At 64.1% G+C, this 16,929-nt stretch carries 18 protein-coding genes and 1 tRNA gene; 6 read left to right on the plus strand and 13 right to left on the minus strand.

Annotation, left to right across the window (positions count from 1 at the left end):
• Positions 1–11: 11 nt before the first annotated feature.
• Both WFP44_RS12025 and WFP44_RS12030 read right to left on the minus strand, forming a co-directional pair.
• On the minus strand, positions 12–377 hold the full coding sequence (locus WFP44_RS12025) for a hypothetical protein (RefSeq protein WP_336926800.1): 366 nt from the start codon (positions 375–377) through the stop codon (positions 12–14).
• 76 nt (positions 378–453) lie between these two features.
• Complete coding sequence (locus WFP44_RS12030; RefSeq protein ID WP_336926801.1) at positions 454–1,176, minus strand: SIMPL domain-containing protein; 723 nt, start codon at positions 1,174–1,176, stop codon at positions 454–456.
• A 111-nt stretch (positions 1,177–1,287) separates the two neighbouring features.
• On the opposite strand from WFP44_RS12030, the gene WFP44_RS12035 reads away from it, so the two are divergent.
• A complete protein-coding gene (locus tag WFP44_RS12035; protein WP_336926802.1) occupies positions 1,288–3,129 on the plus strand; it encodes an ABC-F family ATP-binding cassette domain-containing protein in 1,842 nt (613 codons plus the stop codon).
• A gap of 6 nt (positions 3,130–3,135) precedes the next feature.
• Here WFP44_RS12035 and WFP44_RS12040 read toward each other — a convergent pair whose 3' ends face one another.
• On the minus strand, positions 3,136–3,615 hold the full coding sequence (locus WFP44_RS12040; protein ID WP_336926803.1) for a DUF6456 domain-containing protein: 480 nt from the start codon (positions 3,613–3,615) through the stop codon (positions 3,136–3,138).
• A 100-nt stretch (positions 3,616–3,715) separates the two neighbouring features.
• Between WFP44_RS12040 and WFP44_RS12045 the strand changes: the two genes are divergently transcribed.
• Together WFP44_RS12045 and WFP44_RS12050 are read left to right on the plus strand one after the other, a co-directional pair.
• Positions 3,716–4,288: a helix-turn-helix domain-containing protein gene (locus WFP44_RS12045; RefSeq protein ID WP_336926861.1), complete on the plus strand. Its 573-nt coding sequence runs from the start codon at positions 3,716–3,718 to the stop codon at positions 4,286–4,288.
• A gap of 17 nt (positions 4,289–4,305) precedes the next feature.
• Positions 4,306–5,478, plus strand: coding sequence for a glycosyltransferase (locus WFP44_RS12050; protein ID WP_336926804.1), 1,173 nt, complete (start codon positions 4,306–4,308; stop codon positions 5,476–5,478).
• A 4-nt stretch (positions 5,479–5,482) separates the two neighbouring features.
• Here WFP44_RS12050 and secF read toward each other — a convergent pair whose 3' ends face one another.
• From secF to yajC, 3 genes are read right to left on the minus strand one after another with little or no spacing between them, the layout of a single operon-like run.
• Positions 5,483–6,460 carry a protein translocase subunit SecF gene (secF, locus tag WFP44_RS12055; protein WP_336926805.1) on the minus strand — a complete coding sequence of 326 codons (978 nt, stop codon included), beginning with the start codon at positions 6,458–6,460 and terminating at the stop codon, positions 5,483–5,485.
• Positions 6,461–6,478: 18 nt separating this feature from the next.
• Positions 6,479–8,077, minus strand: a complete 1,599-nt coding sequence (gene secD / locus WFP44_RS12060) for a protein translocase subunit SecD (protein ID WP_336926806.1) — start codon at positions 8,075–8,077, stop codon at positions 6,479–6,481.
• Positions 8,078–8,111: 34 nt separating this feature from the next.
• Positions 8,112–8,429: a preprotein translocase subunit YajC gene (yajC, locus tag WFP44_RS12065; protein WP_336926807.1), complete on the minus strand. Its 318-nt coding sequence runs from the start codon at positions 8,427–8,429 to the stop codon at positions 8,112–8,114.
• A gap of 229 nt (positions 8,430–8,658) precedes the next feature.
• Between yajC and WFP44_RS12070 the strand changes: the two genes are divergently transcribed.
• Positions 8,659–8,735: transfer RNA gene (locus WFP44_RS12070), tRNA-Pro, on the plus strand.
• Positions 8,736–8,776: 41 nt separating this feature from the next.
• Here the strand turns inward: WFP44_RS12070 and WFP44_RS12075 are convergent.
• The 7 genes from WFP44_RS12075 to WFP44_RS12105 form a co-directional block, all read right to left on the minus strand.
• A complete protein-coding gene (locus WFP44_RS12075) occupies positions 8,777–10,039 on the minus strand; it encodes a cytochrome b/b6 domain-containing protein (RefSeq protein ID WP_336926808.1) in 1,263 nt (420 codons plus the stop codon).
• Positions 10,040–10,094: 55 nt separating this feature from the next.
• Positions 10,095–10,610: a MarR family winged helix-turn-helix transcriptional regulator gene (locus tag WFP44_RS12080; RefSeq protein ID WP_336926809.1), complete on the minus strand. Its 516-nt coding sequence runs from the start codon at positions 10,608–10,610 to the stop codon at positions 10,095–10,097.
• Positions 10,607–11,419, minus strand: coding sequence for a hypothetical protein (locus WFP44_RS12085; RefSeq protein WP_336926810.1), 813 nt, complete (start codon positions 11,417–11,419; stop codon positions 10,607–10,609). Before WFP44_RS12085 ends, WFP44_RS12080 begins: the two co-directional genes overlap by 4 nt.
• Entirely contained in the window at positions 11,416–11,802 is a 387-nt protein-coding gene (locus WFP44_RS12090; protein ID WP_336926811.1) for a DUF6152 family protein, read from the minus strand. Before WFP44_RS12090 ends, WFP44_RS12085 begins: the two co-directional genes overlap by 4 nt.
• 25 nt (positions 11,803–11,827) lie before the next feature.
• On the minus strand, positions 11,828–12,244 hold the full coding sequence (locus WFP44_RS12095) for a DUF6152 family protein (protein WP_336926812.1): 417 nt from the start codon (positions 12,242–12,244) through the stop codon (positions 11,828–11,830).
• Complete coding sequence (locus WFP44_RS12100; RefSeq protein WP_336926813.1) at positions 12,234–13,079, minus strand: hypothetical protein; 846 nt, start codon at positions 13,077–13,079, stop codon at positions 12,234–12,236. The genes WFP44_RS12095 and WFP44_RS12100 overlap by 11 nt, the downstream gene beginning before the upstream one ends.
• A gap of 184 nt (positions 13,080–13,263) precedes the next feature.
• Positions 13,264–15,717 (minus strand): TonB-dependent receptor, encoded by a 2,454-nt coding sequence (locus WFP44_RS12105; protein WP_336926814.1) that lies wholly within the window; start codon positions 15,715–15,717, stop codon positions 13,264–13,266.
• A 238-nt stretch (positions 15,718–15,955) separates the two neighbouring features.
• On the opposite strand from WFP44_RS12105, the gene WFP44_RS12110 reads away from it, so the two are divergent.
• Positions 15,956–16,366, plus strand: coding sequence for a holin family protein (locus tag WFP44_RS12110; protein WP_336926815.1), 411 nt, complete (start codon positions 15,956–15,958; stop codon positions 16,364–16,366).
• A gap of 60 nt (positions 16,367–16,426) precedes the next feature.
• The gene (aroQ, locus tag WFP44_RS12115; protein ID WP_336926816.1) at positions 16,427–16,861 is read left to right on the plus strand and encodes a type II 3-dehydroquinate dehydratase; all 435 of its coding nucleotides are present in this window, start codon (positions 16,427–16,429) and stop codon (positions 16,859–16,861) included.
• Positions 16,862–16,929: the final 68 nt, after the last annotated feature.

Consider the following 16,929-nt stretch of genomic DNA (forward strand, 5'->3'; position numbering starts at 1 on the left):
CCCCAAAACCCTTACCGCGACACGCGCAAGATCCGCGCCGTGCGGGCATCCACATCGACCCAGATCACCCGCCCTTCGCGAATGAACTTGAGCCGGTAAGCCAGCGCCGCCGGATCATATTCGAAACCGATATATTCGTCGCCCCGCTCCATCTGCGGGATAATGCGGCGTTCGATATCACGAATGGGCATATTGCGCCCGGCCTGCATCTGTTCGCGCGCCCGCGCCTGTTCAGCCCCCGGCCCGTTGGGATTGGGTTGCAGCGAACGCGCCTGCGCCAGCGCTTCGGCGCTGCCCAATGGCCCAAGCGTCGGCCCAAAGGCCGGCCCGGCCAGCAGCGCCACAGCGGCAAGAGATGCGAGAATCCGGTTCATCATGGCCTTTTGCCTAGTGGCGCTGCTTTGAACAAGCTGTGAATGCAAGCCTTACCGTTCAGAAAGGTTGGGATAAAGCTTAACGGGTCATTTCATACTTCACAGTGACGGTCACGCCCGACTGCACCTGACCGGGAAGAACCGGGGTGGGCGCCGCTTCGGCCTGAGCAGAGACTGTGCGGAGCATGGGCTGCGGAAAGAACGGCTCCACATTCTCGCTCACTTCCAGCAGGCGCAGGCCGGTGTAGCCTGCAAGGCCGGCATAACGCATCGCGCGTTCCTGCGCGGTCGCCATGGCCCGCACGCGCGCCTGATCCTGCGCGGCGGCAGGATCGGAGAGGGCAAAATTGATACCACCCAGATCGGTCGCGCCCGCCGCCACGAGCGCATCCAGAACCTCACCGGTGCGATCGATCGCGCGCAGCTTCACCTGCACCCGGTTGCTGACGCGGTATCCGGAAAATCGCTGCGCACGGGTCGCTTCGTCCCATTCATATTCGGGCTGGAGAGAGATGCCGCTGGTCTGGATATCATCGCGCGCCACGCCCGATGCCGCGATCCGCGCGATCACCGCATTCATGGCGCGGGCATTGGCGGCCATGGCGGCGGTGGCGCTGACATTCTGCGTGGTCACGCCCGCATCCAGCATCACCATGTCGGGCGCGGAAGGCACCGCTTCGGTCACCGCCAGTTCCACCACGGGGCCGGTCACCTGCATCTGCACTTCGGCAGCAGAAGCGGGCGCGGCACCCAGCGAAGCGGCAAGGACGGCGGCGGCAAGCGGATGGGCAATACGGGTCATGCAAAATCTCCTGCAATCAGGGGGCAGCTCATGGCCCCGGACGCATTACGCAGGGCTGAACCCCGCGGTTCCTTGCCAGCAAGGTTTGCGGCCACTAGGTGCAGCGCCATCATGGCGGAACCACCAATACTTTCCTGGGAAGGGCTGGGCTTGCAGCAGGGCGGCGGCTGGCTGTTCGGCGCGCCGCCTTCTGCCGGGATCGACCTGCATATCGGCCCGCGCGACCGGCTGGCGCTGATCGGGCGCAACGGCGCAGGGAAAACCACGCTGCTGCGCCTCATCACGGGCGAGATCGAGGGCGATCGCGGCCTGCGCAAGGTGAAGCCGGGCACCAATATCGTCTGGCTTCAGCAGGAACCCGATTTTTCCGCCCATGCCACGCTGATGGATTTCGCACTGGCCGGTAAAGACGCGCCCGCCCGGCACGAGGTGGAGGCGATTGCCGGGCAAATGGGCATTGCGATGGACACGCTCTCCGCCACCGCCAGCGGGGGGGAAAAGCGCCGCGCCGCGCTTGCCCGCGCGCTGGCGCAGGATCCTGACCTGCTGCTGCTGGACGAGCCGACCAACCACCTTGATCTGGCCGCCATCGAATGGCTGGAAAGCTGGCTGGAGCGGTTTCGCGGCGCTTTCATCGTCATCAGCCATGACCGCACCTTCCTGAAACGGCTGACCCGCGCGACGCTGTGGCTCGACCGGGGCAATCTGCGACGCAAGGAAGTCGGCTTTGGCGGGTATGAGGCGTGGGAAGAACAGGTCTATGCCGAGGAAGCGCGCAATGCCGACCGGCTCGACGCCAAGCTGAAGATCGAGGCGCACTGGCTGGAACGCGGCGTGACCGCGCGGCGCAAGCGCAACCAGGGGCGGCTGGCCAAACTGTGGGAGATGCGCGCCGCACGCGCCGCAATGATCAACCCGGCGGGCGCGGCAAAGCTCAATCTGGCAAGCGACAGCGAGTTCAAATCCAAATCGGTGATCGTGGCGGAGAATATCTCCAAATCGTTCGGAGAGCGCACGATCATCAAGCCGTTCTCGCTGCGCATCCAGCGCGGCGACCGGATCGGCATTGTCGGCAGCAATGGCGCAGGCAAGACCACGCTGCTGAAAATGCTCACCGGCGAACTTGCGCCCGATACCGGCAGCGTCACGCTTGCCAAGACGCTGTCAGGCGTGATGATTGACCAGCAACGAAAGCTGCTCGACCCGCAAAAGACCGTGCGGCAGGTGCTGGCCGAAGGCGGCGACTGGATCGATGTGCGCGGGGTGCGCAAACACGTGCAGGGATACCTCAAGGACTTCCTGTTCGACCCCTCTGTTGTGGATGCCAAGATCGGGACATTTTCCGGCGGGGAACGCAGCCGCATCCTGCTCGCGCGCGAATTCGCCCGCACATCCAACCTGTTGGTGCTGGACGAGCCGACCAATGATCTCGACCTCGAAACGCTCGATCTGCTGCAGGAAGTGATCGCCGATTACGAAGGCACCGTGCTGATCGTCAGCCACGACCGCGACTTCCTCGACCGCACGGTCACCGTGACGCTGGGCCTTGATGGCAGCGGCACGGTGGACGTGGTGGCGGGCGGTTACGAGGATTGGGTGGCCCGCCGCAAGGAACGCAGCGCGGCGGCGAAGGCGAAAAACCCACCCCCGGCCCCTCCCGCAAGCGGGAGGGGAGCGAGACTTGACGAGCCTTCAGGCGAGGCTAGTCGCAGCGGGGTGGGCCGAGCCAAGCTCTCCTACAAGGACCAGCGCGATTACGAGCTGCTGCCTGCCCGGATCGAGGAGCTGGAGCGGCTGATCGCCAATGGCGAGGCGGCGCTGGCCGACCCCGCGCTCTACACCAGCGACCCGGACAAATTCGCGCGCATTACCAAGAGCCTCGAACTGGCCCGCGCCGAAAAGGACGCAGCAGAGGAACGCTGGCTGGAACTGGCGGAAATGGTGGAGGGGTAAGGCCGATCAGGTGATGCGGTAGTAATCCGCCACCCGGTCCAGCGCCAGTTTCAGCACCAGCTTGCCGCTGCGCGCGGGCCATTCCAGCGCCTTTTCGGCCACCGGCAGGCTCTCGCCCGCGCACACCACGCGCCAGAGGATATCCTCCAGCCCGCGCCCCGCCTGTGCCAGCGCGCCGTGAAAGCGGGTGCGCGCCGCGATGACGCGTTCGGTTACCGACAGGCCCTGATCACCGCTGCCCTTGATGCGCACCGGATCCCAGCGCATCGTGACATTGGGGCCAAGTTGCGCGCGCTCGTAATCGGCGCGCAGCCGCTCGCCCGCATCAAACAGCCGTTCATCGATGTGGCCGTGCGCGTGCAGCCACGAAAGCGGGCTTTCGGCAATGTTGACGGTGACGCGGCGATGCCGGCTTGGCCCGGTGGCCCCGGCGCGGCGGCGCGGGCCTTCGGCGGTCAGTTCCCGTTCGACCAGATGCTGCTTCACGGATGCGAATCTCCCCTGCTGCGATGACGGCGGGGCTTGCCAGATGGAACAATCTGTAGGAAAGAGAAAACCGATTAGGTTAAAGAAGGAGGCCATGCCCGTGATCAACCGCATCCGCGACATCCGCAAGGAAAAGGGCATGACGCTGGCCGAAGTGGCGGCCGCGTGCTCCCCGCCCACCACGGCGCAGACGATCGGGCGACTCGAAACCGGAATGCGCAATCTGTCCCTTGTCTGGATGAACCGGATTGGTGCAGCCCTTGGCGTCGATCCGGAACTTCTGGTAAAAGGGACGGAGGAAACCACGCCCAAGGTTGTTGCCCGCCTGACCGATCAGGGGGCCGAACCGCTCAGCCGGACGCGCAACGCCATCCTGCCCACGCAACTGGTCGATGGTGCGCAGCTTGTCTGCCTCTCGGTGGAATCGCCGCAGGGCGAATACCGCAGCGGCGACCAGTTGTGGATGCGGCAGGTCTCGCCCGAACAGGCCGCGGCCATCCTCAACCGCGATGTCCTCGCCCCGCGCAGTGGCGGGCGTTACGCCTTTGGCCGTTTGATCGACCGGCAGGGCAGCATGGTGGCGCTGCTGCCGCCGGGCATCGGCCAGCGGCAGATCGTGATCGACCGCCCCGCCTGGCTGGCGGTGGCCGAAATGCTGGTGCGCAAGCTCTGACACCGAGATTACCTCCCGTGAAGCGCCTGCTCTCCATCGCCACGCTCTATCCCAACGCGCACACCCCGCGTTTCGGCACCTTTGTTGCCCGCCAATTGGAGGCGCTGGCCGCGCGCGGGGACTGGGCGGTAGATGTGATCAACCCCATTGGCCTGCCACCCATTGCCATGGGCCGCTATGCCCCGCTGCTCGATGCCCTGATCAGCGGGGAGGAGAACGGCGTCACGGTTCACCGCCCGCGTTTCACGCTGATCCCGGCGGTGGGCGGGCCGTTCAACCCGGCGATGATCTGCCGCGCCGCTCTGCCGATTGCGCAAGCCTTGCACGCGGCGCAGCCCTTCGATCTGGTCGATGCGCAGTTCTTCTACCCCGATGGGCCCGCCGCCGCTGCCATTGCGGCGGCGCTGGGCCTGCCGCTTTCGATCAAGGCGCGCGGCGCCGATATCTCGCATTGGGGGGCAAAGCCCTATGCCTTGCGCAAGATGCGTGCCGCCGCTGATCAGGCAAGCGGATTGCTGGCGGTCAGCCGGGCGCTGGCGCAGGACATGGCGGCGATCGGCCTGCCGTCGGAGAAGATTACCGTCCACTACACCGGCCTTGATCGCAGCCGCTTTCACCCGCTCGGCCGCACGGCCTGCCGCGCGCAATTGGCGCAGGAACGCGGCATACCGGCACATGGGCCGCTGCTTGCGAGCGTAGGCGCGCTCATCCCGCGCAAGGGGCAGCGCTTCGTGATCGAGGCGCTCCCCGCCCTGCCCGATGCGCATCTGGTGCTGGTGGGGCAAGGGCCGGACAAGGCCATGCTGGAGCAATCGGCCCGCGATCTGGGCGTGGAAAGCCGGGTGCATTTCCTCGGCTCGCTCGACCATGCCAGCCTGCCCGTGGTGCTCAGCGCGGCCGATGCAATGGTTCTGCCATCGGCCAGCGAGGGGCTTGCCAATGCCTGGGTGGAAGCGCTGGCCTGCGGCACCCCGCTGGTCATCACCGATGCGGGCGGCGCGCGCGAATTGGTTGTCGATGACAGCGCGGGCCGGATTGTGGAACGCAACGCAGCCGGAATAGCGCAGGGAGTGCGCGATGTTCTTGCAGCCGCCCTCCCCGCCGAAGAGGTGGCCGCCAACGCCGCGCGCTTCAGCTGGGAAGCGAATGCGGCGGCGCTGGCGGAATATTACGCAGGGCTTATCGCCTGAAGGCTCAGGCTTCCCCGCGCGCCTTCTTTTCCTGAATGTCCACCGCGTCTTCCTTGGGCACGAAGCTGTCCGAGGTGACGCGCAGCCAGATCAGGATCGGCGCTGCCATGTAGATCGAGCTGTACGTGCCGACAAAGATGCCCAGCGTGATGCAGGCGGTCAGGCCGAACAGCGTGGACGGGCCGAACATCAGCAGCGGGAACAGCGCGGCCAGCAGCGTCAGCGATGTCATCACCGTGCGCGCCAGCGTTTCATTCACCGACAGGTCGAGCAGTTCGGGCAGCGGCATCTTGCGGTATTTCTTCAGGTTCTCGCGCACCCGGTCATACACCACGATATTGTCGTTCAGCGAATAGCCGATGATCGCCAGGATCGCCGCGATGATCTGCAGGTTGAACTCCAACTGGAAGATCGCCAGCATCCCCATGGTGAGCGACACGTCGTGGAACAGCGCGAACAGCGCGCCCACGCCGAACTGCCATTCGAACCGGATCCAGATATAAATGGCGATGGCGATCATCGCGAACAGCAAGGCCAGCAGCGCGGTCTGGCGAAATTCGCCTGCCACCTTGCCCGATACCGTGTCGTTCGCATCGCGGCGGACATTGTCGTATTCGGACTGGATCGCGGAAATCACGCGGTTGCCGATTTCAGCGGCGGCGCCGGGCGTGTCCTCGGTGCCTTCGGGAAGGCGCACGCGGATCGACACCGAATTGGGATCGCCAAAGCGCTGGATCACCGGGCTGCCCAGACCCAGCCCGTCAATCTGCGCGCGCAGCGCCTCCACCGGAGCTTCTTCCTGGCCCACAAAGGTAACGCGCACTTCCTGTCCGCCGGCAAAGTCCACGCCGTAATTCAGGCCGTTGACATAAACCGCGCCCCAGCTGGCGATCATCAGCAGGATGCTGACGATGTAGAACGGCCAGCGCCAGCGCAGGAACTTGATGTTGGTATCGTCGGGGACGAGTTTCAGAAGTCGCATGAGTCTCTCTCCCGGCCCTTACAGATTCAGATCCGCGGGCCGTGCCTTGCGCAGCCAGCCCGCCACCCACATCCGGGTCAGCGTGACAGCGGTGAACACGGATGTGAACAGGCCGATGATCAACACCACGGCAAAGCCCTTTACCGGGCCGGAGCCGAACAGGAACAGCAGCACGCCCGCGATGAAGTTGGTGGCATTGGCGTCGTAAATCGCGCGGCTTGCCTCGCGGTAGCCGTTTTCCACTGCCGCAATCACCCGGCGGCCGCGTTTTCGCTCTTCACGGATGCGTTCGTTGATCAGCACATTGGCGTCCACCGCCGCACCGATGGTCAGCACGAAACCGGCGATGCCGGGCAAGGTCAGCGTGGTGCCCACCATCGCCATGATGCCCAGGATCATCAGCACGTTGAACACCAGCGCGATCGTCGCATACACGCCAAACCGGCCATAGGCGGATATCATCAGCAGGATGACAAGGCCCGTGCCCACGCCCATCGCGATCATGCCGGTGCGGATCGATTCGGCGCCAAGGTCAGGGCCCACGGTGCGTTCTTCCACCACGGTCAAATCGACCGGGAGCGCGCCCGATGCGAGAGCACGGGCAAGCTGGGTCGCCTTTTGCAGGGTAAAGCCGCCCGAAATCTGCGATGTGCCTCCCAAAATCGGTTCGCGGATCACCGGGGCGGACAGCACTTCGCCATCGAGGATGATCGCAAATTGCTGGCCGACATTCTGCGTGGTCAACGCCGCGAAACGCTGCGCGCCAGCCGTGTCGAAAGTGATGGAGACGGCAGGTTCATTGGTCTGCGGATCGAAGGTCTGCTGGGCGTTGGTAAGCGAATCGCCGCGCACCCCGCCAAGGCGGCGCACTGCCAGCACAGTGCCTTCGTAATCGCCGCCCACCGCGCCCGGCACCAGCTCACTGCCCGGCCGGGGAATGCCCGACTGGATCTGCGCCGGAGTCGCCTGCGTATCGAGCAGCTTGAATTCCAGCCGCGCGGTCTGCCCCAGCAGCGCCTTCAGCTCTTCCGGGTCTTGCAGGCCCGGCACCTGCACCACGATGCGGGTATCGCCCTGCCGAATGATCGTCGGTTCGCGCGTGCCGAGCGAGTCGATACGGCGGCGCACCACATCGGTGGCGCTGTCCATCGCGGTCGTCACGGCGTTGCGCACGCCCGCTTCGGTCTGCGTCAGCACCAGACGGTTGCCGTCGAGCACTTCGAGCGACCATTCGCTGGTCAATCCGGTGCCGCTCATCAAAGGCAGCAGGACTTCGCGCGCGGCATCGACCTGCGAAGGATCGTCCAGCGTGACAGACAGGCGCTGATCGGCCGTGGAGACATCGCTGAAGCGGATTTGCGGGCGCGCGCTGCTGAGCGCGGCGCGCACGCCTTCTTCCATGTTTTCCAGACGCTGGCGCGCCACCTGCGCCTGATCGGCTTCGAGCAGGATGTGGCTGCCGCCGGCAAGGTCCAGTCCCAGGCTGACAGTCGGGTTGGGCAGGGACGCCGGCCAGCGCAGATTGGTCATCGTGGCCAGCGAAGGCAGCGCTGCCAGCACGGCAATCAGCGTGATGGCCCAGAGGAAATTCTTCTTCCAGAGCGGAAAATCGAGCATGGTGGCAGCGCTTTCGGCGGTAGTGACAGGGCGATCAGTCGTTGGCCGGCGTGCCGCCGGGGGCAAGGACATCGCCGATCATGGTCTTGACCACCTTCACCTTCACGCCCTGCGCGATCTCGGCTTCGACATAATCCTCATCGACCTTGGTGACCTTGCCCATGATGCCGCCGGAGGTAACGATCTGGTCACCGCGTTTCACCGCGCCGATCTTGGCCCGGTGGGCCTTCTGCTGCTTCATCTGCGGGCGGATGATCAGGAACCAGAAGATCAGCACCATGCCGATGATGGGAATGAAACCGATCAGGCCCTGGCCTGCGGAACCGGAACCGGCGGCGAGAAAATCAAGCATGGAGCAGCCTCATGATTATCCTTGGGTATGGGGGCATGGATACGTTCGAAAGGCGGTAGATGGCGGCAAATCATGCCCGTTCAAGACTTGGCCTCAAGTCCGAACATCAGCGCCGCTCCTACTTCCTCCCCGAATAAGTGCGCCGCGCCTAGCAGCATTGCCAGGCAAGGGCAATCGAGCGGCTTGCCAAGCCCGAAACCCCTGCCTATAGGCGCGCTTCCACTGGATACGGGACGTAGCGCAGCCTGGTAGCGCATCACACTGGGGGTGTGGGGGTCGCAGGTTCGAATCCTGTCGTCCCGACCAGTGGAATTATCCTTCCGAAAAACTCACCCCCGTCTGCCGCACTAACGCTGCACGGCATCAAAGGCGAACTCGACCCGCACATCGGCCGCGATGCCGCCGGCCGCCTCGCCCGTGCCCACTCCAAAGGCGTTGCGGTCCACCGTGGCGCTGCCTGTGACCGAGCGCCTGTTTCCGCTTCCTGCCAGGGCAAAGGTGATCGTCTGCGGCCGCGTTGCCCCCTTGATCGAAAGCGTGCCGCGCGCACGGTAGGCATTGCCGCCGGTCTTCTGCACATCGGTTGACCGGAACACAGCCGTTGGAAAGCTCGACACGGCGAAGAACTCGCTGCCCGCCAGCATCCCGTCCTGCGTCGCATCGCCCAGTGTCGCGCTGGTGAGGTCAATCTCGATCGCAATGCGCGAGCCGGCGGGATTGTCCGGATCCATCGTGATCGAACCGTCCCAGCGGCGGAAGGTGCCGCTCAGCGCACTGCCCGCATTGCTGGCGACAAAGCGCAGGGAACCGCCCGGCTGGATGGCCCAGTCCGGCGGCGGCGCGGCGGCAATTTCGGCGCTGGGTTCCTCCTCTGCGGCTGCTTCGGCCACTTCTGCTTCGGCTTCGTCCTCCAGAGCTTCGGCGGCCACAGCTTCCGATGGCTGGGCTGAGGGGGCCGCAACGCCTTCCGCTTCGTCGTGATCGTGATCGTGCTCAGCGCCACCCGGCATCATGGCAAAGGTCGCCCCGCCCGCCACCAGCACGGCGGCAAGCAAGACGAAGGCGGACCGCGCCGACCCGCCCGGTGCCATGCGCATCAGCACGCCATCCCGGTTGACAAAATGATGCTTCAGCGCGCCCGCAAGGTGCAGGGCGAACAGTCCGATACCAAGGAAAGCAAGCAGTTCGTGCGCTTCCGTCACGCCGTCATTGATCGCCGGGTCAAGCGGCAGATGCGGCCACGGCACCACGCCGAACAGCATGGTGGGCACATTCAGCGATGATGTGGAGACCAGCGCCCAGCCGGTCAGCGGCGCGCCCAGCATGAACACATAGAGAAGAAAATGCACCCCCTTCGCCAGCGCGCCCAGCGGGCCCTTTTCCGCAGGCGGCGGCGGCTTGTGCGTGATGCGCCAGGCGATCCGCGCCAGCGTCAGCAGCAGGATCGATATCCCCAGGCTCTTGTGGAACTGCACCAGCGCAAAGGAACCGGCATCATCGCCCATGCCAAAACCGATGGCGATATTCACCGCCAGCAGGCCCGCGATGATCCAGTGCAGCAGAATTGCGCCCCGGCTGTAACGTTCGGCCGGATTTCCCAGATGTGCCAAGTAATACGCTCCTACTTTGCCTCGCCAGCCGCACGGTGCCGCGCAAGGGATGCAATCAGCCTGGCCCGTTGTCGTCAAGCAGAGACTGCGCCCGGTCGATCATGTGCGCCAATGATTGGCTGACAATTTCCAGGTCTTCCTTGGGCAGGCCCTTGGTCAGGAATTCCTCGCGCTCCAGCACGCGCCGCTCCATCTCCTGCCGCAGGGCAAGCCCTTCCTCCGACAGGGAGATGGCAATTTCCGGCCCGCCCTTCTTGCGCCGGCTGATGAGCAGGCCCCGCGCCACCATCCCCTTGACCGCGCGGCTCAACTGCCCGCGATCCTGCATCAGGAAGGTCGCCAGCGCACCCAGCGACGAGGCCGTGTCGGCGCTCAATCGCGTCATGATCCGCCATTCGAGTTCGGTCAGGTTGAATTCGCGCCGATAGCGCTGGTTGAGGCTGCGCCGCATCAGCACGAACAGCGTGATGACGCGCATCGACACCAGGCTGGCCAGCGCCGGCTGCCCGACAACCAAATTGCCTGAGTCGGTCGGGCCCTGCCGCGCAGCCTGCCCTGTCTCATCGCTCACAGATACAGCGTCTCACCATTCTCGTTGATCGGATTGCGATCGTTTTCTGCGCACTGGAACTCAATCAGCACGCCATGCCGGTCGCGGCGGTAACTCACCGATACCGCATACGGGCCCGAAAAGGCCACAGGATCGGTCATTACCATGTCGTTTATCAGCACATCGGGATCATCGGGCGAGAGATAGATGCGTTCGACCAGACGGAACTGGTCGGAATGCTTGCCGCCTTCCCCCACTTCCAGCGCGTCGGAAATGCCGATCGTGTCCACCACCAGCGTCTGCCCTTCCCAATGACCGATCGAATGGCCGTGGAAACTGGGGGTGAATTCGTCGAGCGAGGGATGGCCGCGCCCATCGGTCCAGATGGTGCGGGTTTGCATCCAGGCTTCCTGGTTGATCGTGACGCGGCCCGGCGTGAACAGGAATTCATACGGATATTGCGCCAGCTGCATGATCCGCGGCAGGCCCGGCGGGCTGCAATTGGAACGGCTGCGAAGCTCCACGCCGTCATTCGCCAGCACCTGTTGGCGCCACCGCTCCCACCGCTCCCGATATTCGCCGGTCAGCGGGGGTTGCGGCATTGGCCCTGCCGCCGGATCGCGCCGGTTGAGGAACCAGATGCCGCCCCAATCGGGCAGCTGGTCGAGCTCGTGATAACGCCCCTTGGGAAAGCCGGCGCTCTGTTCCGGCGAGGCGAGCCCCTGCGCCGGTTCCGAGGTGATCGGCCCCATCTGCGCCTGAGCGGCGCCACCGGCCGCGAGGGACAGGGCCGCAAGCACGGCGAATCGGCCAAGTCCGAGGCGCCTCATTCGACAGTCCCCAGCACGGTGCCATCGGCCTTGCGCACGCCGACATAGCTGCCGCCGCGCGCGCCGCTGCGCAGCGGGTGGACATAAATCTGCACCCGGTCGCCCTGGCGCAGGCTGGTGCGCGTCCAGCCTTCCTGCGTCAAATTATTGGGGCTGGTCATCTCGATCGACCATTCCTCGGTTTGTCCGCCGGCCTGCACGGTCGCGCGGATGAAGGCGTGCGGGTTCTGCCAGCGGAACTGCACCACGGTTGCATCCAGCACCACGGTGCGGCGCATATCGAACATCGAATAGGAATGATGCGCCGATGCGGGCAGCGCCAGCGGAGCGGCGAGAACGGCTGCACCAAGCAGGGCGGGCATGAACTTGCGAGTGATCGTCATGGCAGAATATCCTCCCCCGAACTTGTCAGAATTGCGGCACATTCACGGGCTGCCCGTTCTTGGGCAGGCCGGAATCGAGCACGGTGCCATCGGCCTTCGTCAGATCGAGGAACAGGCCGCCCGGCGAACCATCGCGCAAGGGATTCATCCGCAAGGTTATCCGTTCACCCGAAACCAGCGAATTGCGCCGCCAGCCATAGCGGGCCAGATTGTTCGGGCTGTTGAGCTCAATGCTCCAGTGGCGGGTGGAATTGCCGCGCCGCTCCTCCAGTTCGATGAAGGCGTGCGGATTGGTCCACTGGAACTCCACCACGGTGCCCTGCACGGTCATGATCTCGCGCTGGTTGAACATGGCAAAGCTGTGGTGCGACAGCGCGGGGCCAGCCAATGCGGCCAGCACCGCCGCGCCGATGGCGCCGGCAAAGGTTCGTCTATTCATCATCGCTCACGCCTTCCACATTGCTCTGCCCCCGCTCCTCCGCCGTATCCCGGCCCAGATCGGTGCCGGGCAGGTTGGCGTTATAGGCAAGGATGCAATTGCTCTCGTTGATGTCGGTATAGTCCTGTCGGGTGAACCGCTTGGTCGACCGCCACTCGCCTTCCCACATCTGCGGGTCGGTCATGATGTATTCGATTTCCATCACCGTGCCGTCTTCCAGCAGGCGGATGCGCTCGACGATCTCGAAATCGTAGGACACCGGGATGCCGTAATCGATCCAGTGGTTATCGGCTTCCATGTATTTGGTGCGGACAACCAGCGTGTCGCCTTCGAAATGGCCGATGCTCTCGCCATTGTAGCCGGGAACGACCAGGTCGGGATTGCTGAATTCGCGGCCATCGAGGAAGATCGTGCGGACCGAGTTGTTGAAGCCGGAAATCATGTAGATCGCGGTCGGCAGCTGGATGAAGGCATGGGGCCACACCCGCGTCATGATCATCGGCATACCCGGCGGGTAGCATTGGCCGATCGAATCGCGGTAGGTCTCGTTCCGGGCCTGCGCCAGCGGCGCCTCGATCAGCGCTTCGATCCCTTCGGGGCCGAACTGCGGATAAGGCGGCCCGAACAGGAAGTGCAGGAAGCCCTCCGACAGATCGATGAACCAGGTGCCGGTGATATTGATCGGAGCAGGCGGGCGCGGCGCATTGAGATTGGCGGGCGCCAGCGCGCCCAGATAGCCGGGATGCTTGGGCACCATCTGGCTCAGCCGTTCCTCGCTCAACGGCACATACTGGCGGACGACTTCCGGTTGCCGGGGCGCATCACTTGCCTGCGCCATCGCCGGCAAGGCGAAGATCGCCCCCGCAAGCGCAAGCAGAGCCGCACCAGATCCTGTCGCTTTTCTCAATGCCCTCTCCCACGATATCGGGCACGATAGCTGACCTTTTTGATTAATTCAAATAGGTCAGCTATCGGCCATATTCATCCCCCCTCGTCGGCTTTGGGCCACGCGGCCCGCAGCGTCAGAAATCGTAACGCAGCGAAAGGCCCACTTCGCGCGGACGCCCGCGCACTTCGGACAATGCGCTGCGCGGCGGAGCGGCGGGGCCCACACCGCTGCCTGCATCCCAGAACCCCCCGCCAAAGCGCTGAGCATAGACCGCATAGGTCTCGTTCAACAGATTGTTGGAATAGAGCGTGAAGGTGAGCGGATAATCCTCAAGCGCCAGCTGCACACGCGCGTTGAGCAGGCCGTAGGACGGCAGGGTGTAGGAGGAATCGGTTCCGGTGGACGGATGCGTTTCCATCTTCCCCAGCCAGGCGTAGCTGGCGTTGAAGGTGAATGCGCCCGCCGCGATATCCTCCATCCAGGTCAGGCCCACATTGAAGGTGGGCGAAGGGGCATCGGGGAACAGATTGACCGTTCCGGCGGGCGGATTGATCAGCGTCGGCTTGAAGGCGGCGAAGCTGCCATCGAGCACCAGATTGCGGCTGAAAGCCAGCTGGCCGTCGATTTCCACGCCCTCGATCTTCACATCGCCCTGATTGGTCGTCTGGATCAGGAAGCCGACCGGGCACTGCGGGCTGCCCGGGGAAATCGAGGCCAGCGGCCCCTGCCCGCACGCCACCTGCACGGCTGCCTGACGATTGGTGAAATCCATGCGGAAAATCGTCGGGTTAAGCCGCACAACGCCGTCGAACAGCTCCATGCGCAGGCCAGCTTCGTAATTGATGACCTTTTCGTTGGGGATCGGATTGAGGCCCACGCTCTGATCCGCACCGGATGCCGTTGCCAGCACGGTATAGCTGAAGGTGCCTGCCTTGTAGGCCTTGGACACCGTGCCATAGATCATGATGTCGTCAGTGATCCGGTAATCCGCCGTGCCGCGCCAGTCCCACGCGCTGAAATCGGCCGTTTTCTCGACCACGATCGAATTGAGCGCGACCGAATTGATCACGGGATTGAAGTCCGAAGCGCGGAAGCGCTCCTGGAAATAGTGCTTCTTGTCCCACGCGCGGCGAACCCCGCCGGTCAGGTTGAACCCTTCAAACGGATGCAGGGTGCCGCTGGCGAACAGGCCATAGGAATTGACCACCTGCCCCACATCGCTGACCGCCGTGCGGAACAGGCCCGCATCGCCATTGGGCGGATTGCCGGGGTTCGCCGGGTAGGCGCTGGTGCCGCGGCGGGTCAGGTTCTCGTTGGATGCGATGGCATCTTCCCAGAAATAGCTGCCGCCCGTGACCAGATCGAGCAGCCCGCCAAACAGTTCGGCATTGAGCTGGAGCTCCTGATAGAACACCTGCGAGCTCACATTGTCGGTGCGCCGTTCGGTGCCCAGCATCTGGAAATCGGTCAGGCCGGTATGTGCCAGATCGGAATAGCCGGTAACCGATGTGACCGTGAGCGTGTCCGACAGGTCGTACGACATATTCAGATCAGCCTGGAAGAAATTGTCATTGCTGAACTGGTTGCACGCCCGATCGTAATCCGGATGGAAATCGTCGATCAGGCACAGGCTGGTGGCGCGGAACGGATCGCCGGTGACAATGCGGGAATCGTTAAGCGCGGCGAGCGGGGCCTGTCCGGCCAGCTTGAACGCGTCGTTCACCCAGTCGGCATAATTGCCCTGGATCACGCCCTCAATGCCCGGCCGCATATCGAATTCGGTCATGACATGAGCCGCGCCGTTGCTGCGCGACGCGGAATAGGAAAGGCCAAGCGTGGCCCGGAACCTGTCGGACGGCTCGAACCGGGCCTGAAAGCGGCCGATCGAGTCCGAATTCTCGCCAAGGCTTTCGGTGCCGCGCGTCACGAAGCCGTCCTGGCTGAGATAGGCCCCCTGCATCCGCACGGACAGCGTGTCGCTGACCGGAACATTGAGCATCCCGACCAGATCGAAACGCCCCATCGTGCCAAGCGTCAGCTTGCCGTAGCCTTCGAAATCATCGGTCGGCTGCTGGCTGAACACGCGGATCGCGCCGCCGGTGGAATTGCGCCCGAACAGCGTTCCCTGCGGGCCGCGCAGCACCTCGACCCGCTCGATATCGAGCATCCGCAGCACGGCACCCGATGTGCGCGGCATATAGATGCCGTCGATATACAGGCCCACGCCGCGCTCGCCTGTGGAGCCGCCACCGCCGGCAATCCCGCGGATGACAAAACTGGCATTGTTGTTGCCCGCGCCGCGCGCCGGGGTGATCGACAGGTTGGGCGTGAAGCGCGCCATGTCCTGCAAATCCTCAATGCCCTTGGCCTCGACCATTTCATTGGTGATCGCGATGATCGACAGCGGCGTTTCCTGCAGGTTGGTCGCCCGCCGCTCGGCCGTCACCACGATGGTGCCCATGCCGCGCGCATCGCGCGTTTCCTCGTCCTCGGTGGATTGCTGTGCCTGACCGGGCACCGCGATTGCCATGACTGCGCACGACAGCGAAAGCGCAACCTTGCGGCCGCTCCAGAACCCCCTCTTCATCGGCATATCCTCCCCTTGCCGTTTCGCCCCATATTTTTCCCGGCAGGGTTTCGTATCCCCGCTGGCGTGGCGGCAAAGGCGATTGCCGGCCACGGGGTGATCCTATTTTGATAAATTCAATAAGCAAGGATTTTGATTCTCGCAAAATGGTGCCGCCCCTGTCGCAAGACCTCTTTCCTACAGAAGCAGGAATGGATCATCCGCGCTGTCCCAATCGCAGCACAAGGACACCTCCCCCATGGCCCTCATCGAATCCCTCATCGGCCCCATCGCGTCGATCATCGACAAGGTCATCCCCGACAAGGCCGCGCGCGACCGCGCCAAGCTGGAACTTCTCAATCTGGAAGCCACGCAGGAACTGAAGCTGATCGAAACGCGGATGTCCGCCATTCTGGCAGAGGCCCAATCGCCCGATCCGTGGACCAGCCGCGCGCGGCCCAGCTTCCTTTATGTCATTTACGCGATGATCCTGTTCGCCATGCCGATGGGCGTGCTGTCCGCCTTTCGCCCGCAGGCCGCGCTCGATATTGCAGCGGGCATGAACGCGTATCTCAACGGCCTGCCCGAACCGCTCTATGCGCTCTTCGGCACTGGATATCTCGGCTACACCGCCGCGCGGCAATGGGGCAAGGTCAAGGGCGTGGAGTAACCGCCCGAAACGGCGGCGCGGCTTGCCAAGCGGGCCGCGCCCCCGCTACCACCTGCGCCCATGAGCAATATCGTCTTTGTCCTCAACGGCCCCAACCTCAACCTCCTCGGCACGCGCGAGCCGGAAATCTACGGCTCGGCCACGCTGGACGATATCGCCGCCATGCTGGAAGACCGGGGCCGCGAACTGGGGCTGGAAGTTGATGTGCGCCAGTCCAACCACGAAGGCCATCTGATCGACTGGATGCACGAGGCGCAGGCCGTGGGCGCGAAAGCCGTGCTGATAAACCCCGGCGCCTATACCCACACCTCGATCGCGCTGCTCGATGCGGCCAAGTCCATCACCACCCCGGTGATCGAGGTGCACCTGTCCGATCCGTTGACGCGCGAGGCGTTTCGCCACCACTCCTATATCGGCATGGGATGCGTGCAGACGGTAAAGGGGCTTGGCCCCAACAGCTACCTTGTGGCGCTGGAAGCAGCCGCGCAGCTGTAAGTCATAAAGCCGTAACTCTTGCCATGATGGCCCGCTGCTTCTAGCGGGAAGCCAACAGATCAACCCAG

This window comes from Alteraurantiacibacter palmitatis (assembly GCF_037154115.1).
Taxonomy (GTDB): domain Bacteria; phylum Pseudomonadota; class Alphaproteobacteria; order Sphingomonadales; family Sphingomonadaceae; genus Alteraurantiacibacter; species Alteraurantiacibacter palmitatis.

Coding starts and splice junctions, on each gene's coding strand:
- WFP44_RS12025 (WP_336926800.1), bottom strand. CDS start 377: ATGATGAACCGGATTCTCGCATCTCTTGCCGCTGTGGCGCTGCTGGCC.
- WFP44_RS12030 (WP_336926801.1), bottom strand. CDS start 1,176: ATGACCCGTATTGCCCATCCGCTTGCCGCCGCCGTCCTTGCCGCTTCG.
- WFP44_RS12035 (WP_336926802.1), top strand. CDS start 1,288: ATGGCGGAACCACCAATACTTTCCTGGGAAGGGCTGGGCTTGCAGCAG.
- secF (WP_336926805.1), bottom strand. CDS start 6,460: ATGCGACTTCTGAAACTCGTCCCCGACGATACCAACATCAAGTTCCTG.
- secD (WP_336926806.1), bottom strand. CDS start 8,077: ATGCTCGATTTTCCGCTCTGGAAGAAGAATTTCCTCTGGGCCATCACG.
- yajC (WP_336926807.1), bottom strand. CDS start 8,429: ATGCTTGATTTTCTCGCCGCCGGTTCCGGTTCCGCAGGCCAGGGCCTG.
- WFP44_RS12085 (WP_336926810.1), bottom strand. CDS start 11,419: ATGAGGCGCCTCGGACTTGGCCGATTCGCCGTGCTTGCGGCCCTGTCC.
- WFP44_RS12090 (WP_336926811.1), bottom strand. CDS start 11,802: ATGACGATCACTCGCAAGTTCATGCCCGCCCTGCTTGGTGCAGCCGTT.
- WFP44_RS12095 (WP_336926812.1), bottom strand. CDS start 12,244: ATGATGAATAGACGAACCTTTGCCGGCGCCATCGGCGCGGCGGTGCTG.
- WFP44_RS12100 (WP_336926813.1), bottom strand. CDS start 13,079: ATGGCGCAGGCAAGTGATGCGCCCCGGCAACCGGAAGTCGTCCGCCAG.
- WFP44_RS12105 (WP_336926814.1), bottom strand. CDS start 15,717: ATGAAGAGGGGGTTCTGGAGCGGCCGCAAGGTTGCGCTTTCGCTGTCG.
- WFP44_RS12110 (WP_336926815.1), top strand. CDS start 15,956: ATGGCCCTCATCGAATCCCTCATCGGCCCCATCGCGTCGATCATCGAC.
- aroQ (WP_336926816.1), top strand. CDS start 16,427: ATGAGCAATATCGTCTTTGTCCTCAACGGCCCCAACCTCAACCTCCTC.